Here is a 21,592-nt window from a genome sequence, read left to right on the forward strand (position 1 = left end):
ATTTACTTCAAAGGAGTTTTCAATGAAAACAAAACTTATTTTTTCGGCTTTAAGTTTAGGTGCTATCTTTGCTTTTGCTAATCCAGCAGCACAAAATCAAGTTGCTCCAGCTCCGGTGCCACCAACACAATACAACAACCCACAACCATATCAAGGATACTACGGTTTGCCTCAAAAAGCTATGAATACTATACAAAAAACTTATCCTGGTGTTTATATAAAGGATATAGATTTTGAAGGTTATGGTTTTAAAGTAGAGCTTACAAATTTTATGGAAATGTATTTCGACAGAAATGGTAACTTCTTAGGTCAAAAATGGGACGATTAAGAAATGGTAGGCTTTCTAGCCTAATACTCTTTGCATTTGTTCTTACTTGGCTTACTATAATGCTATTATCTTTAAAGGCTTAATATCCAAATTTAGGATTTTAAGCCTTTGTAAAAATTTATTTTTGCTCTTGACTTAGACTAACTCCAATCTTTTGTAATTTTTCTTTTATAAGGGAGAAAAATTATAAAAGAGATTAAGGAAGAAATTTTTGAAGCTGAAAGAGCTTTATTTAAACTAAATAACGCTAAAATGAGTTCTTGTGTATTTAAAAAAGGAGAATCTCCTCTAAAACATAGTGCAAATTTAAGCATAAAAGACACTGTTTTTGACTATAAATACCCTATGTGGTATAGCCAAAATATAAAAGCTGAAAATTTAATCTTAAATCAAGAAGCAAGAAGTGGCTTGTGGTATGCTAAAAATGTTGATATAAGAAATTCTAGCATAAATTCACCAAAAACTTTTCGTCATAGCTCTTTTATACAACTAGATAAAGTTTTTATGCCAAACGCACCGGAAACTATGTGGTTTTGCAATGATATAAATCTAAATGAAATACAAATTTATGGGGATTATTTTGCTATGAATTCACATAATATAAAGGCTGATAATATAAGCATTCACGGCAATTACGCCTTTGATACTTGTAAAAATATAATAATAAAAAATTCTAAAATATTAAGCAAAGATGCCTTTTGGAACTGTGAAAATGTAGAAGCTTATGACAGTTATATAAATGGAGAATATCTAGCTTGGAATAGCAAGAATATAAAATTTATAAACTGATTCATACAAAGCTTACAAGGTCTTTGTTATATAGAAAATCTTTTTATAAGAAATTGTGTATTAAATGATTCTACCTTACTTTTTGAGTATTCTACTGTGGATATTGATGTAAAATCAACAATTAAAAGCATTTTTAATCCAAAAAGTGGTATCATAAAAGCTAAGGATATAGAAAATATAAACTTAGACAAAAAAGAAAGTGATGTAAAATCCATACAAATAATAAAAAGGCTTGAAAAATGAATTTTGACAAAAAACACAACCGTTTTAATACAAATTCTTTAAAATGGAATGTTAAAAAAGATGAGCTTGCTATGTGGGTAGCTGATATGGATTTTCAATGCTCAAAAGCTATTAGAGATGCTTTGTATAAAAAAATAGAACTTGGTATTTTTGGATACGAGATAATACCTAAAGATTATTATGCCTGTGTAATAGAATGGTTAGAAGATAGGCATAAGTTAAAAGTAGAAAAAAAAGACTTGCTTTTTTGCAATGGAGTAATACCTGCTATATCATCTATAATAAGAAGATTCACAGAAGTTGCAGAAAATGTAATAGTGCAAAGCCCTGTTTATAATGTATTTTATAGCTGTATAGAAAACAATGGCAGAAAAGTTGTTGAAAATAAACTAATATACAAAAATCACAAATACGAAATAGATTTTAAAGACCTAGAAAAAGCACTAAGCTTACCGCAAAGCACTATGCTACTTTTATGCAATCCACATAATCCAAGTGGCAAAATTTACACTACTAAAGAATTGCAAAAAATTTCAGATCTTTGCAAAAAATACGGAGTTTTAGTTGTAAGCGATGAAATTCATTGCGATATAAGTCAAAAACAATACACTCCATTTTCATCAATAGACAAAGACTGTATAAGCATAATATCGCCTAGCAAGGCTTTCAACCTCGCAGGCATTCATTCAGCTACTATAATAGCACAAAATGAGATATTAAGAAATAAAATAAAAATAGCCATAAACACAGATGAGATAGCAGAACCAAATTCATTTGCAATCACTGCAAGTATAGCGGCGTATAGACACTCAAAAAAATGGCTTGATGATGTAAATGCCTATATAAAATCAAATAAAGAACTTGCCAAAAATTTTATAGAAAGTAATACAAACTTAAAGGTCGTGCAAGGCGAAGCTACATATTTAATGTGGATAGACTGCGAGAAATTATGCGAAAACACTGATATTTTTTGCGAATATCTAAGGAAAAAACATAAATTATACATATCAAAAGGCTCTATTTATAGAGGTGGTGGCGAAAAATTTATAAGGATAAATATAGCAAGTTCAAAAGATACTGTTTTAGAAGGCTTAAAAAGATTAGAAAAAGCTTGTTTAAATTTTAAGATATAAATACTATCAAATTTAAAAGCCGTAGTTAATATTTTGTATAGCTAAATTCATATTTGTTTTTAATGCTTTGTTATAATTTCGTAAATTTAGCTTAGGAGTTCATATGAAACTATTTGGAACTGATGGTGTTAGAGGAAAGGCTGGAGAATTTTTAGATTCTTTTTTAGCTATGCGTCTTGCAATGGCTGCTGGGATTTACTTCAAAGATAAAGCTATAACCAACAACATCTTAGTTGGAAAAGATACTAGACGAAGCGGCTATATGATAGAAAATGCCATAGTTTCAGGGCTAACTTCCATAGGATATAATGTCGTGCAAATAGGTCCTATGCCAACACCTGCAATAGCCTTTTTAACAGAAGATATGCGTTGCGATGCTGGTATAATGATATCAGCCTCTCATAATCCATACTATGATAATGGCATAAAATTCTTTGATATGCACGGAAATAAATTAAATGAAGATATAGAAAAACAGATAGAAGATATTTATTTTAATGATAAGCTTATAGAAAGTTGCAAACTAACTTCTGAAAAGATAGGACAAGCAAAAAGAATAGATGATGTTATAGGACGTTATATAGTTTCTATTAAAAATTCCTTTCCAAAAGATCTAACGCTAAAATCATTAAGAGTAGTGCTTGATGTGGCAAATGGTGCAGCTTACAAAGTAGCTCCTACAGTCTTTAAAGAACTTGGTGCTGAAGTTATAGTGCTAAATGATAAACCAAATGGACTAAATATAAATGATAATTGCGGGGCTTTGCACCCATTAAGTCTTGCCACAGAGGTTAAGAAATTTAGAGCTGATGTGGGCTTTGCTTTTGACGGAGATGCAGATAGACTTGTAGTAGTAGATGAAAAAGGGGAAGTGGCAAACGGGGATTCTTTACTTGGAGTTTTAGCCCTTTATCTAAAAGAGCAAGGCAGATTAAATTCTTCAGTTGTAGCGACTGTTATGAGTAATGGAGCATTAAAAGAATTTTTACAAAAAAATGGCATAAAACTTGCAACTTGCGGCGTGGGAGATAAATATGTGCTAGAAAAGCTAAAAGAAGTAGGCGGAAATTTCGGTGGAGAACAAAGCGGACATATAATATTTTCAGATTATGCAAAAACTGGAGACGGACTTATAGCAGCACTTCAATTTTCAGCCTTAATGCTCTCTAAGAAAAAATCCGCCTCAAGCATACTATCGCAAATAAAGCCTTATCCTCAAATTTTGAAAAATTTAAAGATTACTCAAAAAAAGGATTTAAGCAAAATAAAAGGACTAAAAGAGCTTGAAGATTCCTTAAAACAAAAAGGCATAGGCTCTTTGTTTAGGTATTCTGGCACAGAAAATTTAATCAGATTGTTATTAGAAGCAAAGGACAAAAAACTTATAGAAAAAGAAATGAAAACTGTGGTGGAATTTTTTGAGAAAAGCCTGAATGCTTAATATACTAAACAAAAAACAAAGCATTATTTTTACCATTGCTTTCATAGCAGTTTTTGTGCTGGATCAGTTTGTAAAATATCTAAGCCTAAATGGTATGAGATACAACGGCTCTTTTATGTCTTTGGTTTTAGTTTTTAATGACGGGGTAGCCTTTTCTATGTTTTCTTTTCTAAAAGAATACCTAAAATACATACATTTAGCACTTATACTTCTTTTAATAACTTATCTTTTAATACAAAAAAAATTTTTTAAAGAGCATTTTTTAGCCTTTAGCATAATGGTTTCCGCCGGGCTTTCAAATTTATTAGATAGATTCTTGTATGGCGGTGTTGTGGATATGTTTTTTTGGCATAAGTGGTTTGAATTTGCTATCTTTAATGTAGCCGATGTGATGATAAATATCAGCGTAGCTTTGATTTTAATAAAAGAAATTTTTTTTAAGAAAAAGGATAAAAATGCAAATCTTACTTGAAAATTATATATGGTTAAAATGGCTTCATTACCTAGCCTTTATATCATGGATGGCTGGGCTTTTTTATATGCCAAGATTATTTGTTTATCATAGTGAAAACATTGAAAATAAAGCTTTTGTAGATGTTGTAAAGATACAAGAAAAAAAGCTTTTTCGCTACATACAAAATCCCGCTATGATAGTTACAGTATTAAGTGGAATTTTAATGCTTCTTGCAAATAAAGAGTTGTTATTATCACAGGGTTATATGCACGCAAAGCTATTTTTTGCCTTGCTTTTGCTGCTGTATCATTTTAGTAATTTACATTTTTTAAAAGCTTTTCAAAATGATACTTGTAAAAAAAGTGGTAAATTTTTTAGGATATACAATGAAGTGCCAACCTTGCTTTTAATAGCTATCATTTCTATGATGATAATAAAGCCTTTTTAGTCCTTTATTTTTAAAAGGGCTTAAAAGCTATTTTGATTTTTGAGCATTAAATTCTTGCATAAGTCTAGGACATTTTTTATCTAAGCTTTGATAGTTTCCCATCAAAAAGATAGCTTCTTGACTAATTCTCATTCTCTTTCTTCTCTCAGCATCTTCTTTTAAGCCAAGATTTTTCTCTATATATATAACATATTTTGCCCTTAAAGCCTTAGCTAAAGCTATAGTTTCACTAGGATCAATTCTGATAAAGGTTGTAAAAGAAGAATGTCCTATAGTATTGTATCCTAAACCCAAATTTTTTAATCTTTTTATACCATCTTTTAAGCTACTTGCCACTATAAGCTCTGGCACTTCATCGTCTTGTAAAAAATTTTCATTAGCATTTATAAAACATTCTCTTAAAGATGTATTGAGATACAAGGACTCGTAAAATTTAACAAAAGAATTATCATAACCAAAATTTACCTTACAAGGATTTGTTTTCCCTGTAAAATCAGGAATGCAAGTTTCTTTTTTTGTGTTATTAGTATGTGTATTTTCATCTAAAGCAGCACAAGCACCTAAAAATAAAGCTAAAATCACAGTTGTAAATATCTTTTTCATTTTTTTTCTTAATTTTTCACACAAGTTTTATAGTAAGAATCACACCTAAAGCCTATGGGACAGTCTGTATTAAAGGAGCAATCACCTTCAGTTTTAACACCAAAATTCATATCTCTTGAGTAATCATAATCTTGTCTGCCATACTCATCTACCTTTTTCATACAAGTTCCCCTGCTTTCATAAGGAGCTTTCACGCACTTATAGCCCAAAGAACAAGAATAATCAGAGCTACAAGCAAAAGAAAAAGAAACTGTTATGAAAGATATAAAAAAGAATTTTCTCAAATTAAGCCTTTAAAAATTTTCCAAAAACTATACCCCCCCCCCCCCCTTAAAATTTGCTTAAAAGAAGTTTGGGTATTACAATCAAAAAAAAGCTAAAAATTTTTAAATGATTTAATGCAAGATTCTTTCTTTAAAAAAGGCTCTAACTGTGTCCATATTTGTATAAAATTCTTTCATCAAAAGCACAAAAAGATATTTTCCCTCATCGCTTAAGATGAATTTTTTATCCCTTTCAAACAAAAAAGAAGAAAATTTTAACAAAGCTAATTCCAAGCTAAGATCTTTTTTAATGTCGCAAGTAAAATTTTCATTAAATTTATCTATATCAAGCTCTAAGCTAAAAATTTTGCTTAAAAAATTATATCTTAGTATGTCCTTTCTTTTAAAATCAAACTCAGCTATTAGCTTATTTTCTCCAAGACTTTCATACTCGTTTAAATCAAAGGCATTCACTAAAAGTTTGTTATCTAAAAAGCTAAAAGCACCGCTACCAAAGCCTACGTATTCGTTATGATAGCTTACATACTCATCGCTTAAGCTGTTTTTTTCTAGGCTAAAAGACCAGCAATTATTTTGTTGATAAGCTTTAAAAAAATCCTGTATAAGTTTGTAAAATTCAAATTCTTTATCTACTAAATCTTTGCCAAAAGACTTAGCTATAAGCTTTTTTGTAAGCTTTGATTTCATAAGCGGATAGGTGGTGATTTGGGTAGGATTTAGTTTTTGTGCTATTTGTAAGTCTTTTAATAAATCTTTTTCATTTTGTGCTGGAAAATTAAATATCAAATCTATGCTAAAAATAGGCAAAATTCCAATAGCAGCTTCAAGTTTTTTTATAAGCTCTTTTGATGAGCCAAATTTCTGATACCTTGCGGTTTTTTTTAAAAATTCATCATCAAAGCTTTGCACGCCACAACTAAGCCTATCTATAAGACCGTTAAAAAGTCTTAATTTATCTGGCTTTATGTGATTTGGATCGCTTTCGCAAGATATTTCTTTTATGGAAAAAAGGGACTTGCAAAGCTCTAAGGTTTTTAAAAGCTCGTTTTCATTTACCAAAGTAGTGCCACCGCCAACATAAAGAGTATCAAAGTCAAAGCCAAGCTCTTTTGCGTTCTTAATCTCCTCTCTTAAAGCCTGAAAGTATTTTTTAGCTAAAAGCTCATCATATATATACTTATGAAAGCCGCAGTAAGTGCAAAAAGTATGGCAAAAAGGTATGTGTATATACATCATATAGCTTTTCTTGCTAGGAAGTTTTTTAGTATCGCCTTTTTTTATTGCTTTAAAATTTTGCTTAAATTTATAATTTAAAAATGTTTGAGTGCCGTTTAAGATTAGTTTTTGAGAAAAAGTCATATTTATCCTAAAAAAATTTTGGATAAATTTAGCATTTTTTATATAAAAAATAAAATTCAAATATATTTTTTTGCTAGAATCTAAAAAAATAAAAAAAGGATTTTACTATGGATAAAGATAAGATAGTTGGAAATTTAAACAGCCTCTTTGAAATTCGAAAAGATTTTTATAATTTTTTTGATACTCATATGCCAAAGATAGAAAATACAGATGTTTTTGACTTTAAAAATTCAAAACCGCTAAATGCAGAGGAAGTTTATAAGCTTTTTAATAAATACGACTATGCTATAAGAAAGCTTTTGCCAAGCATTTACAAAGCCTATGAAATAGATATGGAAAAAGATTTAAAAAAGGATTTTTAAGCTATGAGCCTAGAATTTTTAAATTCTAGGTTTTACTTATCACTTGCTTAAAGATGCTTCTTTTTTAGCTTCTACAAGATTATTTAAAAGCTCTGTTATGTAAGCTTTTTCGCTATCTTTAATCTCGCTTAAATTTTGAGCTAGTAAAGACTTTAACAAAAATTCGCTGCTAAGCTCTGTATCGTTAAATTGCCTTGCTTTTTGTATTATTTTTAATAAAGTTAAATCTTTTTTCTCATACATATCAGTCCTTTAGATAAGCAACAGTTACAAATCTTTGTTGGCTTTTATCTCTTCTATAAGAAAAAAATCTCTCATCATCAAAAGTGCAAATTCCACTATCTATAATATTTGTAATGCCAAGTTTTTCAGCCTCATCTTTAACAATGGCTTTTAAGTCAAGTTTATTTTCATATACAAAATCATTAAAATTTGTTTTTGCATAAGACAAAACATCGCCTGCTATCTCATAATTTTTAAAGCATATAGAAGGTGCTATGAAAAGATTTAATTCACTAGATTTAACGCCTTTTTTCTCAAGCAAAAAAATGGCATTTTTTAAGATATTATCAAAACTTCCTTGTCTTCCAGAATGCAAATTTGCAATAAATCCACTTTTATGCCACAAAATCAAAGGCAAACAATCAGCACTCAAAACGCACAGTGCAATGTGTTTTTTATCAGTAACAAGACCGTCACAGTCATAAAATTTAACATTCTCATTATAAATTAAAACATTATTTGAATGCGTTTGTTTCATAAAAACGCAGGTTTTTATACCACTCTCAAAGTCTTTAAATAAATTTTCATCTACTATTTTCGCCGCATAGGGCATAAAATCTTCTCCATAAACGCAAAATATGGAGCAGTCTTTATTGTCTAATAAATATAAGGCATTCTTTGACATAAGCTATCCTTATCCTTGAAATTTACTATCCTATCTAAATATCTAGCTATTAAATCGCTTTCTATATTTACTTCTCTGCCGAGTTCGTAATTTTTAAAAAGGGTTTCTTTAAAACTTATAGGTATTATAGTAAGTCTTATGCTATCGTCAAAAACTTCATTTATCGTTAAACTAACGCCGTCGATTGCGACACTTCCTTTTTTTGCCATAAATTTCATAAGATTAGAAGGAACTGTTATGTAAAAATCAACTCCATTTTCTCTTTTTTGAATTTTGCTAAGCCTTCCTATACCGTCTATATGACCTTGCAAAAGATGACCGTCTATCTTGTCAGCGTATCTTAAAGCCGGCTCTATATGCACAAAATCTTTTAAATTTTTATAGGCTATATTATTTCTAGTTTCTAAAGATAATTCAAGCTCAAAACCACCTTCAAATAATCTTGTTACGCTAAGGCAAGCACCATTTACGGCTATGCTATCTCCTAATTCTGGCTTGTGCTTTGCATATAAACTAAGCGTGTTATTTTGATAATTTTTTACCTTGGCTATTTCCCTTATAAGTCCATTAAACATTAGCTAACTCTTGTTTTTTGAATTATCTTTTCTTTTGCTTCTTCTGAAAGTATAAAATTCGTAGTATAAAGAAGACAAGAATCTACAGTTTTTACTTTCAAAACAAGCCTTTTATTGTTTTCATTTGGATTGTGTAAAGAACTTGCCAACTCGTGAATTTCATAAATGATTTCTTTGTTTAAAGATGTTAAATCAATTTCTAAAATAGTCTTTTCAAATTCTCTAGGCTCTTGCACGTAGTCTTTATTTGTGGATTTAGACTTAAAAGAAGTTTTTGCCTTTAAACTTTTAGCTTTTGCTTCATCTAAGCTTAAAAGCTCGTTAAACATTAAACTAAATTCTCTGTCATCTCTTTTATAATTTATAACAAAAGCATAAGGCTTGTCTCTTTTTTCAGAATCCTCATAAATTCCTTCAAGTAAGCTTACATTTTTTTCAAATACAACTATATCTATGCTTGAGTAAAGATCTAATATCTTCATCTTGGCAAATCTCCTGCCACCTTTACTCATAAAGCTTTTTAATTCCTCTATCTTTCCTACACAAAGTATCTGTCCGCTACCTGTTAATTTATCAAATTCTATGCTTTTAAAAAATTCTATGCCCTCAAGCTCTTTTTTGTATTCGTCTAAAGGGTGGGCAAAAAGATAAAAACCTATAATCTCTTTTTCAAATTCTAATTTTTCTTTTAAACTAAATTCTTGTGTGTTTTTTAAGTCTAATTTTATAGAATCCGTAGTTTCCTCAAAGCCAAATATAGAAGTGCTTTCATTTCTTTTTATGTCCGCTATCTTTCTTGATATTTCGCAAATTTTTTCTATATTATCCATAAGGCATTTTCTGCTGTATCCATACTCATCAAAGGCACCTACTTTTATAAGACTTTCCATTGTTCTTTTGTTTATCTTGGTTGGGTCTATTTTTTTTATAAAATCATCTATACTTTTAAAGCCATCGCCTCTAACTGAAAGCAAATTACTCACCGCTGGCATTCCAACACTCTTAATAGCTGCAAGTCCATAAACAATGGCTTCTTTACCGTCTTTGTTTATAGCTACAAATTCGCCCCTTGCATTATTTATGCTAGGAGGCAAAAGTCCTATATTCATTCTTTTTAGTTCCTCTATATACTGGGCAACTTTTTCTACCTTGTTTTGTTCGCTTGTTAAAAGTGCTGCCATAAATTCGCTTGGGTAATAAGTCTTTAAAAAAGCAGTTTGAAAGGCTATTAAAGCGTAAGCTGCAGAATGGGATTTATTAAAGCCGTATTCTGCAAATTTTAATATAAGCTCAAACAAATCATCAGCTTTTTTCTCATCATAGCCTCTTTTCTTAGCACCTTCTAAATATTCGCTTTTAAGGCTATCTAAAATTTCTCTTTTTTTCTTTCCCATTGCACGACGCACATTATCAGCACCACCAAGAGAAAAGCCGCCTATTTGCTGAACTATTTGCATAACTTGTTCTTGATATACAATTACCCCATAAGTATCCTCTAAGATAGGCTTTAAGTCCTCAAAAACATACTGTGCTTGTTTGCGTCCGTGTTTTATGTCTATGTAATCATCGACCATTCCACTTTCAAGTGGTCCAGGTCTATAAAGTGCTAAAACAGCTATCAAGTCTTCAAATCTATCCGGCTTTAATCTAGAATTTAAAGCTTGCATACCGTCTGATTCTATCTGAAATATACCTAAAGTATTTCCACTTTGTATAGTCTTATATACCTTTTTATCATTTATGTCTATCTTTTCCCAAATAATATCTTTGTTATATCTTTGTTTTATGAGTTTTACTGCATTGTCTATGACAGTTAAGGTTTTAAGTCCTAAAAAGTCAAATTTTATCAAATCTACATCTTCTAAAAAATCCTTAGAATACTGTGTAACAAGGTGTTTTTCATCATTTTTTGAAGGTCTAAAAAGAGGTGTTTTTTTCCATAAAGATTCATTGGATATAACAAGCCCTGCTGCATGAACTCCTGCGTGTCTGTTAAGACCTTCAAGTGCCAATGAAAAGTCCCAAACATCCTTGCCTTTAGAATGATTTTGTATAAATTCGGCTATCTTTGGTTCTTTTTCATATGCACTTTGAAGTGTGATTTTAAGTTCGTCTGGGACAAGCTTAGCAAATTCATCAGCTTCGCCTATAGGCATTCCACAAACTCTAGCAACATCTCTTATAACACCCTTTGCAAGCATTTTACCAAAGGTTATAACTTGGGCTACTTTATCAGCACCATATTTATCAATAACATAGTCTATAACCTCATCTCTTCTATCTTGACAAAAATCTATATCAATATCTGGCATAGAAACGCGTTCTGGATTTAAAAATCTTTCAAAAAGTAAATTATAAGGCAAAGGATCTATATCTGTAATCTTTAAAGAATAAGCCACTAAACTTCCAGCAGCTGAACCTCTGCCTGGACCAACTGGGATTCCCTCTTTCTTAGCCATAGATATAAAATCAGCAACTATAAGCATATAGCCTGAAAATTTCATTTTTTTGATGATTTGTATTTCATTTTCTAATCTTTCTTTATAGATTTTATGCTTAGACTCATCTATATAAGAAAGCCTTTCATCAAGCCCTTTTCTACATAAAAATTCAAAAACTATATCATCATTTTTGAAGCTAAATTCATTATCTTCTTCCAAGGTTAAAGAATATTCCTTAGCATAGTCTCTAGTAAATTTGAAATTTGGTGGAGTAGGATCGCCAAGTTTTAATTCTAAATTACATTTATTTGCTATTTCTTGCGTATTTTCTATAGCTTCTGGTATGTCTGCAAATAATCTTTGCATTTGCTCTGGACTTTTTAAATAAAATTCATGAACACTATGCTTCAAGCGATTTGGATCATCAAGCTTAAACCCTGTATTTATACACATTAAAACCTCGTGAGCTTCTGCTCTATCTTTAAATGTATAATGAGTATCGTTTGTAGCTATTATTTTTATATCAAGCTCTTTAGCTAGTTGTATTATCAAATCATCTATATATCTTTGATCCCCTATGCCGTGTCTCATAATTTCTAAATAAAAATCATCTTTAAAAAGATTCTTATACCATAAAGCTACTTCTTTAGCGGCATTATAGCCTTTAGAACCGAATTTTATATTTTTTTCATTGTTAGAATTTAGATGCCAATTAATCTCGCCTTGCAAACAAGCTGAAGAGCATATAAGTCCTTCGCTATGCTTTTCGAGCAATTTTTTATTTATACGAGGATAATAATACAAGCCGTTTATATAGCTTTGTGAGCTAAGATACATTAAATTTTCATAACCGATTTGATTTTTAGCAAAAAGGCAAAGATGAAACCTTTGTCTTGAAGATTTATCGTTTAAATTATCAAAATTATGTATATAAGCTTCAAGACCTATGATAGGCTTTATATTGTGTTTTTTCATAGTCTTATAAAAATCAATAGCTCCAAACATATTGCCGTGATCGCTCATAGCAACACTATCTACCCCTTGTTTTTGCAGTGTTTGTGCTAGTTCATTTAATTTATTGGCACCGTCTAATAAAGAGTATTCAGTATGTAAGTGTAAGTGTGTATATTTGCTCATAATATGCCTTTGATTCTTTATTTGAAAATTATAAAAAAAAAAGCTTTAAATATAGTATAATTTACTAACTTTTTTGAAATATTAGGGCTGAAATTTTTTATATTATTTTGATTTTATGATAAAAAGGTTTAGTTTATGATAAAAGCGGAACTGATAGAGCATATATTTAAAGCAGCTTGTATAAGCAGGTGGAATGACTACCCTAGAATGACAGAGCTTGTAGAGCTTGACAAACAAGCACACAAATTTATAATAGCTTATTTTTTAGCAAAACTTGAAAAAGATGTTGATATGTCGGTTGTGCTTGAAGGTGGAATTTTTGAATTTTTAAGCAGAGTGATAGTAACAGACATAAGACCTGATGTATATCACGAAATGCTTAGACAAAAAAAAGAGCAGATTAATTCTTGGGTTTTATCGAAACTAGAACCTATGATAAAAGATATAGACGACGGTAGTTTTTTAAAAAGGTATCAAAAATACCTAAATACAAACCAATACCAAAAGGAAAGACTGATACTAAAAGCCGCATCGTATTTTGCCACTAGATGGGAATTTAACATAGTGTATCAAACTAGCAATTTTCTAAACGATATAGAAGATATAAAGGCTAAAGTTGAAGAGGAATTAGAAGATTATTACGAGTTAATAGGTGCTAGAAAAATAGCCTTAAATCAAAAAATAGCCAGATTAATAGATCTAAGTGGTAGATTGCGTTTCCAAAAAAGGTGGGCACAAACACCTAGAATACCAGAAACAGCCGTTTTAGGTCATATGCTTGTAGTTGCTATCTTGTCATATTTTTATTCATTAAATGTTGGTGCTTGCGAAACAAGGGCTCAAAGTAATTTTTACTGTGCCTTATTTCACGACTTGCCAGAAAGTCTTACAAGAGATATAATAAGCCCTGTAAAATATGGCATAGATGGGCTTCACTCATTAATCAGCGAATACGAAATAAAACTTATAAATGATAAAATTTTACCTCTTGTGCCAAGTGATTTTAGGTCTGAATTTGCATATCTTTTGGGTATGAGAAAAGATGAAAATAACCTAATTATAAAAAATGAATTTGAAAATAGGACATTTAAAGACGGTATAATAAAAAGCTGTTCAGCTTCTTTAAAGAATTTTAATAGCAATGAATACTACGCAATAGACGGCAAGGCTTTAAAAGCTTGCGATAAATTAGCCGCTTTTATGGAAGCTACACTGTCCATAAGCCACGGATTAACCTCTAATGAACTAAAAAATGGCTTAAAAGAAATATACAATCACTTTGTAAGCCACCCTAGCATAGACGGTGTAAATTTTTTAAAACTGTGTGATGAGCTTATGTCTCATTTTAAAGTAAATTTACAATCTTGATTTTTTTGTAAAAAACCCTCTAAAAATTTTCTTTACACACAAAGGAAGTATATTATAAATTTTAGCCACAAAGGCCACATAAAAAGGAAAAACTAAAAGTGCTTTTTCTTGTTTTATAGCTTTTACTATCTTTTTAGCAGCAAGCTCGACACTCATCATATTTTTTATATCTATGTGCTTTGTTAAATTTGTTTTTATAAAACCGGGGCATACAACAGTAAAGCAAATATCAGGATAAGCCAAGCTAAGAGCTTCGCCTAAGGCTTTAACATAATGCTTTGAAGCACTATAACTTGGTGCATTTGGCAAAGCTATAAAAGATGCTATGGAGGCTATTAAAACTATATGTCCTTTTTTGCCCTTTATAGCTTCTTGTTTTTGCATCTTTTCTACAGCGTAAAATATTGTATTTGCGATACCTAAACAATTAACTTTAGTAATTTGAATTTGTTTTTTGGCACTTTCATCAAGACCCGATGAAATTCCAGCATTTAAAATAAGAATATCTACCCTTTGTCTAAAAATATATTCGCACCATTCATAAGAGCTTTTTTCACAAGAAACATCAAAGGCAAAAATTTCACTCTTTGCGCCCAAATTTTCAAGCTCATTTGCCACAATTTGTAAATTTTCTTTAGAACGAGAAGAAATTAATAATCTTGAATCCTTGCAAGCTAAATTTAAAGCCAATTCTCTGCCTATGCCAGAACTTGCTCCTGTAATTGCTATGGTTTGCATATTGTATTCCTTAAAAATTTTGGAAATTTAAGACAGATTAACAAAGAAACATTAATGTTTTTTTAATTTTATTTTTGTAAAATTAAAATTTTATTTCAGAAACAAAAAAAGGATAGCATAAATGGCAAATCATAAATCTGCTGAAAAAAGAGCGAGACAAACTCTTAAAAGAACTGAAAGAAACAGATTTTACAGAACTAGGCTTAAAAATATAACAAAAGCCGTTAGGGAAGCAGCTGAAAAAAATGACAAAACAGCCGCTATGGAAGCTTTTAAACTAGCAAATAAGAGTATCCACGCTATGGTTAGTAGAGGCTTTTTGAAAAAACAAAGTGCTTCAAGAAGGGTAAGTCGTTTAGCTCTTTTAGTAAATAAAATAGCCTAATGTTAGCTAAAAAATTAGAACCTTTTCTAAAAAAATACGAAGATTTAAACGAAGAGCTTAAAAAAGATTCTACTATAAATGATGTAGCTAAAATAACTGCTATATCAAAGGAACAAAAGTCTTTAGAACCCATAGTATTAAAGGCAAAAGAATACATAAAAATCATAAAAGATATAGAGGAAAATAAAAAACTCTTGTCTGATGCAGAATTTGCTGAACTTGCAAAAGAAGAATTAAAAATTTTAGAAGACACTAAGCCTAAAATTGAAGAAGAGCTTAAAATTTTACTTTTACCAAAAGACCCAAATGATGATAAAAATATCTTCTTAGAAATTCGTGCCGGAACGGGTGGAGACGAAGCCTCTTTATTTGCCGGAGATTTGTTAAAGGCGTATATCAGATATGCTGATTTGAATGGATACAAAACGGAAATAGTAAGCTCTAGTGAAGGTAGCGTTGGAGGCTTTAAAGAGGTTATTTTACTCATTAAAGGTGCTGGTGCGTATTCTCGTTTCAAATACGAAAGTGGAACTCATAGAGTGCAAAGAGTTCCTCAAACAGAATCTCAAGGCAGACTTCATACATCAGCTATAACAGTTGCTGTAATGCCAGAAGTTGATGATATAGAAATAGATATAAATCCTAATGACCTAAAAATAGACGTTATGAGATCAAGCGGACATGGGGGACAAAGTGTAAATACAACAGATAGTGCAGTGCGTATAACACACATACCAACAGGCATAGTCGTTGTTAATCAAGATGGAAAATCACAACACAAGAACAAAGAAAGTGCTATGAAGGTATTAAAGGCTAGACTTTATGAAATGAAAGAAAAAGAAAGGTTGGAAAAAGAAAGCAGTGAAAGAAAATCGCAGGTTGGGAGTGGAGATAGAAGCGAAAGAATAAGAACATATAATTTTCCACAAAATAGAATCAGCGATCACCGCATAAATTTAACCCTATATAAACTTGATAGCATTATGGAAAGTGGGAATTTTAATGAATTGATAGAAAGTCTAATAACTCATTATCAAGCCTTGGCTCTAAAAGAAAATGATTAAAGCTTAAAATATCAAAAATTTATCTTTTTTAATATAAAATATTGCTTTTATACCATAATAATGCTATGATTTTAACAAGGAGAGTTTATGAGACTTTTGATTCCTTTCATAGTAATATTCGCTTTTTTTGCTTGTTATAGTGATAATAACTTAGATGAAAAAAAAATAAAGTTTCCATTCTCTATGGAAAACAATGAAGGTATTTGGTATTTTTTAGAAGATAAATCCAAAAATAGAGCCTATCTTAGCTTAGAAAAAATAGATGATGTAAATTACACGACAAATGTTATATTACCGGATTCGTATGAAGCATACCTAGTAGGTATATTAAGCGATAACAATCAAACATTCTCTTTAAACGACCTAAACTCATATGAGCAAGTCATAGCTCATCTTGAATTTGATAGCGACAATAAACCACAATTAGAACTAGAATTCAAGGATAAAAACATAAGCATTGAATACAAGATTAGTGAAAACAAGATAAATACTTTAAATTTTGCTAAAAATATGTTGCAAGAAAGCTTAAAAGTTGGCTTGAATTTTACAGTTACAATGGTAGATGACGCATTTTTAATACCTAGCAATATCGGCATAGAAGAAAAAGTGCTTAAAAATATAAATGAGAAAATAGGATATGGTGCAAAATCAACAAAAGAATTAAAAGAGATACTAAAACAAGAACAAAAGAAAAGGATAGAAAAGCAGGAAAATTTTTCGCTGTATATAGAATATATAAATTCTTTAATGCCTGACTACATAGATGACAAAATACTAAGTTTTAAAGACTTTAGATATGAATATATAGATATTTATGAAAAAAATAAAACTTATTCTAGAATTTTTTCTTTAGAAACAGGAGAGGAATTGTCTAGCAAAACTAAAGATTTGATAAAAAACATAAATGATAACAAATTGCTAGAGATAACTTATAGAAAGCTAAAAAATGCTGCAGAAACAGGACTTCTTTCTAGGAGTGATTATAAATACATACCGTTGCCAGAAGAATTTTTTATAAGCAAGGACGGTATAGAATTTATCTGGTATCAAGATAACTATAGAATGGAAAAGGTAAATTTTAGATTCTCTGAACTAAAGCCTTATGTGAAAGAGGATTCAAAACTTTACTATCTTTTTGATAAATAATTATATTATGAATAATGAATTTTATATGAACTTAGCCATTGATGAGGCTTGGAAATATCAGTTTTTAACCTACCCAAACCCAGCAGTTGGGGCTGTAATCTTAGATAAAAACTCAAAAATTTTAAGCATACAAGCACATAAAAAAGCGGGCTTTGCACACGCTGAATTAGAGGCTATCAAAGAAGCACTAAAGCTTTTAAATCCTAAACTTGAAATTCCAAAAGAAGCTAATGAAGCACACTCTTTTATCTTGAAAAATCACTCAAATTTATTAAAAGATGCCATAGCTTTTGTTACACTTGAACCGTGTAATCATCAAGGAAAAACTCCACCTTGTGCGAAGCTTTTTACAGAGCTTAAATTTAAAAAAGTATTCATATCTATTTTAGATATAAATTCACAAGCTGCTGGTGGGGCTGAATTTTTGAAAAAAAGCGGAATTGATGTTGATATTGGACTCTGCAAAGAAAGAACACAAAATCTTTTAAAGCCGTTTTTTAAATGGCAAAAAAATCAAATGTATAAACTTTTTAAACTGGCTCTAAGCCTAAACGGTTCGGCACTTGGAAAAACAGTAAGCTCGGAAGAAAGTAGGATATATTCTCACAAAATACGCTCGGTTATTGATTTATTAGTTGTGGGAGGAAATACAATGAGGCTTGATAGACCTACCTTAGATTCTCGTCTTGCAAACGCAAAAGCCCCAAATTTGTGTATTTTAAGCACAAAAGGAATTAATAGCTTTGATAAAAAAATAGCTGCTTTTTGTGTAAAAGGTAGGGAATTTTATGAGACAATCCCAAACGATGCTAAATTTATAATGTTTGAGGGTGGAGAAAATTTCTTACAAAGCTTTAAAAATGAAGTTGATGCATTTTTAATATTTTCAAATTCAAAATTTACAAAACAAAAATCTATAAGCATTGACTTAGAGCTAGAAGCCCTTTACAGAGGCGAATTGGGTGGTGATAGTTATGGCATTTTTGAGCTTAAATAATTTTTTAAACCACAAAAACACTTTTTTAAGAGCTAAAATTTCTAAGTGCGAAGAGACAAACTACAGATATTCCAACTATAAACTTGTTTTAAATAATGAGAATTTAGAATACAAAAGCATAGAAAGAAATATTCTAAGCACAAATGATGAAATAGCTTGCTTTAAAAGAGATGGTAAAATCATACTTTTTAGAAATTTAAGCAAAAATACAAATAATTTTAAAGAAGCTAAAATAAGGGTTTCTTTGCTATTTATGATTTGTTTTTGTGCTTTTTTATGTTTTTTGTTTTTGTATTTTTATAATAATTTTATGTTTATTGATTTGTTTTTTCTTTGCGTATTTTTTACATTTTTTTTGCTTAGTTTTTGGAATAGCTTTAATATTTACAAGCAGATTAAAAGACTAAATAGCCTTTAATCTTGCTTTTCTTGATGTTTATTAGCAAAAATATTTAAAATTTCAACAGATAAAGAAAATATCATAGCGGTGTATATGTAAGCTTTGCTTATGTGTATATCTAAACTTTCGCACACCAAAACAAGACCGACCATTATCAAAAATGAAAGAGCTAAAATCTTTATACTAGGATATGTTTCTACAAAGTCAGCTATAGGCTTTGAAGCAAAAAGCATAACCGCAACCGCTACAATAACAGCTAAAACCATTATTTCTATATCTTGAGCTATACCAACAGCAGTGATAACGCTATCAAGTGAAAAGACTATATCTAGCAAAATAATCTGAACTATAACAGTCCAAAATTTAGCCTTAACATTGCTTCCGTGATGTTCTTCTCCTCTAGATTGTTTGAGTTGTTCTACTATCTCCATTATAGGTTTAATTATCAAAAACAAACCACCAAAAAATAAGACCAAATCCCTGCCTGAAATTTCCATAGGTAAAAACGCTATGCTATCTTCTGATATTCCCGGAAAATATATATTAAAAAGAGGTGCAGTGAGTTTCATTATTAAAAATAATGAAAAAAGCAAAGCTATACGTGCAAACATAGCTAGAAAAAGACCCAAATACCTAGCTCTATCCCTATATTTTGGATCTAGCTTATTAACCAAAATAGCTAACAATATAACATTATCTATACCAAGCACTATTTCAAGAGCACTAAGAGTGAGCAAAGTCATAAGGGCATCTATGCTAAACAACCAATCAAACATATTATTCCTAAGAAATAAAATAAAAATCTTATTTTAGACTTTTAATATTAACTTAAAATAAAAATTTAAAAATATTTAATGCAAGTTTTAATTCAAAAAAGGTATCAAAATTTATATTTTGTAATATAATAATATCTTTGATAAAGGGAAAAGATATGCAAACTTATTTAGAAAAAGCTGAAATTTTAATAGAAGCCTTGCCATACATAAGAGAATTTAATTCTAAAATAGTTCTTATAAAATACGGTGGCTCTGCTATGGAAAACGAAGAGCTTAAAATGTGCGTTATGCAAGATATAGCACTTTTAAAATTAGTCGGCTTAAAACCGGTAATAGTTCATGGTGGAGGTAAAGATATAAGCACTATGTGCGAAAGATTAAAAATAAAAAGCGAATTTAAAAATGGACTTAGAATAAGCTCAAAAGAAGTGGTAGAAGTAGCAGAACTTATGTTATATAAAATAAATAAAAGTCTAGTGCAAAATTTAGAATGCCACGGGGTAAAAGCCATAGGCATAAGTGGAAAAGATGGCTTTTTGCTTGATTGCAAAAAAAAAGATGAAAATTTAGGTTTCGTAGGAGATATAAAAAAAGTAAATGAAAAAATTCTGCTAGACTTGCTTGAAAAGGATTTCTTACCAATAATCGCTCCCATAGGAATGGATAAAAATGCAAACACTTATAATATTAATGCAGACGATGTAGCGTGCGAAATAGCAAAGGCGTTAAGGGCTGAAAAATTAGTATTTTTAAGTGATGTAGAAGGGCTTTATGAAAATTACGAAGATAAAAATTCTTTAATATCAAAACTTGATATTAAAAAAGCAAAAGAACTCACAAAAAGCACTCAAGGCGGTATGCTTGTAAAATTAAAATCCTGCATACAAGCTTGTGAAAGCGGGGTAAATAAAATTCACATTTTAGACGGCAGATTAAAGCATAGTCTTTTGTTAGAAATATTTACTAACAAAGGCATAGGCACAGTCATCACAGAGGTATAAATATGGCACAAGATAATTTACTTCAAATTTATAAAAGATTTGACATTACACTAAGTAAAGGTGATGGGGTTTATCTTTTTGACACGAAAGGAAAAAAATACCTTGATTTTGCCAGTGGTATAGGCGTTTGTGCTCTTGGATACAGACATAAAACATACACACAGGATTTGCATAAACAAATAGACAAAATTTTACACAGTAGCAATTTATTTTATAATGAAAATATAGAAAAAGCAACACAAAATTTATCTAATGCTAGTGGGCTTGAAAAAGTTTTTTTCGTAAATTCTGGAACTGAAGCTATGGAAGGTGCTTTTAAAGTAGCTAAAAAATTTGCCTATAAAAAAAATATTAAAAATCCACAATTTATAGCTTTTAAAAACTCTTTTCACGGAAGAACGCTGGGTGCTTTATCTTTAACCGCAAATGAAAAATACCAAAAACCTTTCAAACCATTGATACAAGGTGTGAAATTTGCAAAATTTAATGATATTGAAAGTGTAAAAAAACTTATAAACAAAAAAACAGTTGCCATTATAATAGAAACAGTGCAAGGAGAAGGCGGTATAACTGTAGCTGAAAAAACTTTTTTTCAAGCTCTTAGAAAACTTTGCGATGAAAATGATATATTATTAATAGCCGATGAAATACAGTGCGGAATGGGTAGAAGCGGAAAATTTTTCGTTTATCAATACTTTGATGTCTTACCAGATGTTTTAGCCTCTGCAAAGGCACTTGGCTGCGGCATTAGTGTGGGTGCTTTTGTTTTAGGAAAAAAAGTTACTAGTATTTTAGAGCTTGGAGACCACGGCACAACTTACGGTGGAAATCCCTTAGCTTGTGCGGCTGTAAATGCCGTTTTTAAGGCTTATAAAGAAGATGATATACTAGCTAATGTTAAAAAACTTGGGATATATTTTGAAGAAAAACTAGATATGTTTGCAAAAAAATACTCTTTTGTAAAAAAAAGACAAGGTATAGGCTTTATGCAGAGCCTATCTTTAAAATCTGATGTAAAGGTAGCTGACGTAATAAAAAAAGCACAAGAAAATTCACTACTGATAATATCTTGCGGTAAAAATGATTTAAGGTTTTTACCCCCTCTGATAATAACAAAAGAACATATAAACGAAATGTTTCATAAGCTAGATTCTAGCTTAAGTGAATTTTAGACCTTTTTAATAGATTTGTTAATTTTCTGTTTAAAAATTAA

23 protein-coding genes and 1 pseudogene are annotated in these 21,592 nt (G+C 30.3%); 15 read left to right on the plus strand and 9 right to left on the minus strand.

What is annotated here, in order from left to right:
- Positions 1-22: 22 nt before the first annotated feature.
- The 6 genes and pseudogenes from Q0J35_RS06075 to hemJ all read left to right on the plus strand — a co-directional run bounded on the left by Q0J35_RS06075 (position 23) and on the right by hemJ (position 4,836).
- Positions 23-328: a PepSY-like domain-containing protein gene (locus tag Q0J35_RS06075; protein ID WP_297194150.1), complete on the plus strand. Its 306-nt coding sequence runs from the start codon at positions 23-25 to the stop codon at positions 326-328.
- Positions 329-523: 195 nt separating this feature from the next.
- Positions 524-1,360: pseudogene (locus Q0J35_RS06080) on the plus strand (DUF3737 family protein).
- Positions 1,357-2,493 carry a PatB family C-S lyase gene (locus tag Q0J35_RS06085; RefSeq protein WP_297194152.1) on the plus strand — a complete coding sequence of 379 codons (1,137 nt, stop codon included), beginning with the start codon at positions 1,357-1,359 and terminating at the stop codon, positions 2,491-2,493. The pseudogene Q0J35_RS06080 and the gene Q0J35_RS06085 overlap by 4 nt, the downstream one beginning before the upstream one ends.
- Positions 2,494-2,596: 103 nt before the next feature.
- Positions 2,597-3,934, plus strand: a complete 1,338-nt coding sequence (glmM, locus tag Q0J35_RS06090) for a phosphoglucosamine mutase (RefSeq protein WP_297194154.1) — start codon at positions 2,597-2,599, stop codon at positions 3,932-3,934.
- Positions 3,927-4,406 carry a signal peptidase II gene (gene lspA, locus Q0J35_RS06095; protein ID WP_297194156.1) on the plus strand — a complete coding sequence of 160 codons (480 nt, stop codon included), beginning with the start codon at positions 3,927-3,929 and terminating at the stop codon, positions 4,404-4,406. The genes glmM and lspA overlap by 8 nt, the downstream gene beginning before the upstream one ends.
- Entirely contained in the window at positions 4,390-4,836 is a 447-nt protein-coding gene (hemJ, locus tag Q0J35_RS06100) for a protoporphyrinogen oxidase HemJ (RefSeq protein WP_297194158.1), read from the plus strand. The genes lspA and hemJ overlap by 17 nt, the downstream gene beginning before the upstream one ends.
- Positions 4,837-4,863: 27 nt before the next feature.
- On the opposite strand, the gene Q0J35_RS06105 is transcribed toward hemJ, so the two are convergent.
- The 3 genes from Q0J35_RS06105 to Q0J35_RS06115 all read right to left on the minus strand — a co-directional run bounded on the left by Q0J35_RS06105 (position 4,864) and on the right by Q0J35_RS06115 (position 7,082).
- Complete coding sequence (locus Q0J35_RS06105) at positions 4,864-5,439, minus strand: hypothetical protein (protein WP_297194161.1); 576 nt, start codon at positions 5,437-5,439, stop codon at positions 4,864-4,866.
- 8 nt (positions 5,440-5,447) lie between these two features.
- Complete coding sequence (locus Q0J35_RS06110; RefSeq protein WP_297194163.1) at positions 5,448-5,723, minus strand: hypothetical protein; 276 nt, start codon at positions 5,721-5,723, stop codon at positions 5,448-5,450.
- A 111-nt stretch (positions 5,724-5,834) separates the two neighbouring features.
- A complete protein-coding gene (locus Q0J35_RS06115; protein WP_297194165.1) occupies positions 5,835-7,082 on the minus strand; it encodes a coproporphyrinogen III oxidase family protein in 1,248 nt (415 codons plus the stop codon).
- 107 nt (positions 7,083-7,189) lie between these two features.
- On the opposite strand from Q0J35_RS06115, the gene cmeU reads away from it, so the two are divergent.
- Positions 7,190-7,444 carry a CmeU family protein gene (cmeU, locus tag Q0J35_RS06120; protein WP_297194167.1) on the plus strand — a complete coding sequence of 85 codons (255 nt, stop codon included), beginning with the start codon at positions 7,190-7,192 and terminating at the stop codon, positions 7,442-7,444.
- Between the two features lie 39 nt (positions 7,445-7,483).
- Here cmeU and Q0J35_RS06125 read toward each other — a convergent pair whose 3' ends face one another.
- Genes Q0J35_RS06125 through dnaE form a run of 4 tightly spaced genes read right to left on the minus strand, consistent with a single transcriptional unit; the run spans position 7,484 to position 12,504 of the window.
- Positions 7,484-7,687, minus strand: a complete 204-nt coding sequence (locus Q0J35_RS06125) for a hypothetical protein (RefSeq protein ID WP_297194169.1) — start codon at positions 7,685-7,687, stop codon at positions 7,484-7,486.
- A gap of 1 nt (position 7,688) precedes the next feature.
- On the minus strand, positions 7,689-8,351 hold the full coding sequence (locus Q0J35_RS06130; RefSeq protein ID WP_297194171.1) for a polyphenol oxidase family protein: 663 nt from the start codon (positions 8,349-8,351) through the stop codon (positions 7,689-7,691).
- Entirely contained in the window at positions 8,324-8,926 is a 603-nt protein-coding gene (locus Q0J35_RS06135; RefSeq protein ID WP_297194173.1) for a riboflavin synthase, read from the minus strand. The genes Q0J35_RS06130 and Q0J35_RS06135 overlap by 28 nt, the downstream gene beginning before the upstream one ends.
- Positions 8,926-12,504: a DNA polymerase III subunit alpha gene (gene dnaE / locus Q0J35_RS06140; RefSeq protein ID WP_297194175.1), complete on the minus strand. Its 3,579-nt coding sequence runs from the start codon at positions 12,502-12,504 to the stop codon at positions 8,926-8,928. The genes Q0J35_RS06135 and dnaE overlap by 1 nt, the downstream gene beginning before the upstream one ends.
- A gap of 135 nt (positions 12,505-12,639) precedes the next feature.
- Between dnaE and Q0J35_RS06145 the strand changes: the two genes are divergently transcribed.
- Complete coding sequence (locus Q0J35_RS06145; protein ID WP_297194177.1) at positions 12,640-13,872, plus strand: HD domain-containing protein; 1,233 nt, start codon at positions 12,640-12,642, stop codon at positions 13,870-13,872.
- On the opposite strand, the gene Q0J35_RS06150 is transcribed toward Q0J35_RS06145, so the two are convergent.
- Complete coding sequence (locus tag Q0J35_RS06150) at positions 13,861-14,610, minus strand: SDR family NAD(P)-dependent oxidoreductase (RefSeq protein ID WP_297194179.1); 750 nt, start codon at positions 14,608-14,610, stop codon at positions 13,861-13,863. The genes Q0J35_RS06145 and Q0J35_RS06150 overlap by 12 nt on opposite strands.
- A 121-nt stretch (positions 14,611-14,731) precedes the next feature.
- Here Q0J35_RS06150 and rpsT point away from each other — a divergent pair, with 121 nt between their 5' ends.
- From rpsT to Q0J35_RS06175, 5 genes are all read left to right on the plus strand, one after another.
- The gene (gene rpsT / locus Q0J35_RS06155; protein ID WP_297194182.1) at positions 14,732-14,995 is read left to right on the plus strand and encodes a 30S ribosomal protein S20; all 264 of its coding nucleotides are present in this window, start codon (positions 14,732-14,734) and stop codon (positions 14,993-14,995) included.
- Positions 14,995-16,059, plus strand: coding sequence for a peptide chain release factor 1 (gene prfA, locus Q0J35_RS06160; protein WP_297194185.1), 1,065 nt, complete (start codon positions 14,995-14,997; stop codon positions 16,057-16,059). The genes rpsT and prfA overlap by 1 nt, the downstream gene beginning before the upstream one ends.
- Positions 16,060-16,146: 87 nt before the next feature.
- Positions 16,147-17,205, plus strand: coding sequence for a hypothetical protein (locus Q0J35_RS06165; RefSeq protein ID WP_297194189.1), 1,059 nt, complete (start codon positions 16,147-16,149; stop codon positions 17,203-17,205).
- A gap of 7 nt (positions 17,206-17,212) precedes the next feature.
- Positions 17,213-18,202, plus strand: coding sequence for a bifunctional diaminohydroxyphosphoribosylaminopyrimidine deaminase/5-amino-6-(5-phosphoribosylamino)uracil reductase RibD (ribD, locus tag Q0J35_RS06170; RefSeq protein WP_297194191.1), 990 nt, complete (start codon positions 17,213-17,215; stop codon positions 18,200-18,202).
- Positions 18,180-18,620: a hypothetical protein gene (locus Q0J35_RS06175; RefSeq protein ID WP_297194193.1), complete on the plus strand. Its 441-nt coding sequence runs from the start codon at positions 18,180-18,182 to the stop codon at positions 18,618-18,620. The genes ribD and Q0J35_RS06175 overlap by 23 nt, the downstream gene beginning before the upstream one ends.
- Here the strand turns inward: Q0J35_RS06175 and Q0J35_RS06180 are convergent.
- Complete coding sequence (locus Q0J35_RS06180; protein WP_297194195.1) at positions 18,617-19,378, minus strand: TerC family protein; 762 nt, start codon at positions 19,376-19,378, stop codon at positions 18,617-18,619. The genes Q0J35_RS06175 and Q0J35_RS06180 overlap by 4 nt on opposite strands.
- A 155-nt stretch (positions 19,379-19,533) precedes the next feature.
- Here Q0J35_RS06180 and argB point away from each other — a divergent pair, with 155 nt between their 5' ends.
- Positions 19,534-20,379, plus strand: coding sequence for an acetylglutamate kinase (gene argB / locus Q0J35_RS06185; protein ID WP_297194197.1), 846 nt, complete (start codon positions 19,534-19,536; stop codon positions 20,377-20,379).
- A gap of 2 nt (positions 20,380-20,381) precedes the next feature.
- Entirely contained in the window at positions 20,382-21,551 is a 1,170-nt protein-coding gene (locus Q0J35_RS06190; protein ID WP_297194199.1) for an aspartate aminotransferase family protein, read from the plus strand.
- The last annotated feature ends 41 nt before the right edge of the window (positions 21,552-21,592 follow it).

It is taken from the genome of uncultured Campylobacter sp. (assembly GCF_944323605.1).
In the GTDB taxonomy this organism is placed as follows: Bacteria; Campylobacterota; Campylobacteria; order Campylobacterales; family Campylobacteraceae; genus Campylobacter_D.

What these genes read in the sequence shown, in the direction of transcription:
- Q0J35_RS06075 (WP_297194150.1), top strand. Translation starts at nt 23, where the DNA reads ATGAAAACAAAACTTATTTTTTCGGCTTTAAGTTTAGGTGCTATCTTT.
- Q0J35_RS06085 (WP_297194152.1), top strand. Translation starts at nt 1,357, where the DNA reads ATGAATTTTGACAAAAAACACAACCGTTTTAATACAAATTCTTTAAAA.
- glmM (WP_297194154.1), top strand. Translation starts at nt 2,597, where the DNA reads ATGAAACTATTTGGAACTGATGGTGTTAGAGGAAAGGCTGGAGAATTT.
- lspA (WP_297194156.1), top strand. Translation starts at nt 3,927, where the DNA reads ATGCTTAATATACTAAACAAAAAACAAAGCATTATTTTTACCATTGCT.
- hemJ (WP_297194158.1), top strand. Translation starts at nt 4,390, where the DNA reads ATGCAAATCTTACTTGAAAATTATATATGGTTAAAATGGCTTCATTAC.
- Q0J35_RS06105 (WP_297194161.1), bottom strand. Translation starts at nt 5,439, where the DNA reads ATGAAAAAGATATTTACAACTGTGATTTTAGCTTTATTTTTAGGTGCT.
- Q0J35_RS06115 (WP_297194165.1), bottom strand. Translation starts at nt 7,082, where the DNA reads ATGACTTTTTCTCAAAAACTAATCTTAAACGGCACTCAAACATTTTTA.
- cmeU (WP_297194167.1), top strand. Translation starts at nt 7,190, where the DNA reads ATGGATAAAGATAAGATAGTTGGAAATTTAAACAGCCTCTTTGAAATT.
- Q0J35_RS06125 (WP_297194169.1), bottom strand. Translation starts at nt 7,687, where the DNA reads ATGTATGAGAAAAAAGATTTAACTTTATTAAAAATAATACAAAAAGCA.
- Q0J35_RS06130 (WP_297194171.1), bottom strand. Translation starts at nt 8,351, where the DNA reads ATGTCAAAGAATGCCTTATATTTATTAGACAATAAAGACTGCTCCATA.
- Q0J35_RS06135 (WP_297194173.1), bottom strand. Translation starts at nt 8,926, where the DNA reads ATGTTTAATGGACTTATAAGGGAAATAGCCAAGGTAAAAAATTATCAA.
- dnaE (WP_297194175.1), bottom strand. Translation starts at nt 12,504, where the DNA reads ATGAGCAAATATACACACTTACACTTACATACTGAATACTCTTTATTA.
- Q0J35_RS06145 (WP_297194177.1), top strand. Translation starts at nt 12,640, where the DNA reads ATGATAAAAGCGGAACTGATAGAGCATATATTTAAAGCAGCTTGTATA.
- Q0J35_RS06150 (WP_297194179.1), bottom strand. Translation starts at nt 14,610, where the DNA reads ATGCAAACCATAGCAATTACAGGAGCAAGTTCTGGCATAGGCAGAGAA.
- rpsT (WP_297194182.1), top strand. Translation starts at nt 14,732, where the DNA reads ATGGCAAATCATAAATCTGCTGAAAAAAGAGCGAGACAAACTCTTAAA.
- prfA (WP_297194185.1), top strand. Translation starts at nt 14,995, where the DNA reads ATGTTAGCTAAAAAATTAGAACCTTTTCTAAAAAAATACGAAGATTTA.
- Q0J35_RS06165 (WP_297194189.1), top strand. Translation starts at nt 16,147, where the DNA reads ATGAGACTTTTGATTCCTTTCATAGTAATATTCGCTTTTTTTGCTTGT.
- ribD (WP_297194191.1), top strand. Translation starts at nt 17,213, where the DNA reads ATGAATAATGAATTTTATATGAACTTAGCCATTGATGAGGCTTGGAAA.
- Q0J35_RS06175 (WP_297194193.1), top strand. Translation starts at nt 18,180, where the DNA reads ATGGCATTTTTGAGCTTAAATAATTTTTTAAACCACAAAAACACTTTT.
- Q0J35_RS06180 (WP_297194195.1), bottom strand. Translation starts at nt 19,378, where the DNA reads ATGTTTGATTGGTTGTTTAGCATAGATGCCCTTATGACTTTGCTCACT.
- argB (WP_297194197.1), top strand. Translation starts at nt 19,534, where the DNA reads ATGCAAACTTATTTAGAAAAAGCTGAAATTTTAATAGAAGCCTTGCCA.
- Q0J35_RS06190 (WP_297194199.1), top strand. Translation starts at nt 20,382, where the DNA reads ATGGCACAAGATAATTTACTTCAAATTTATAAAAGATTTGACATTACA.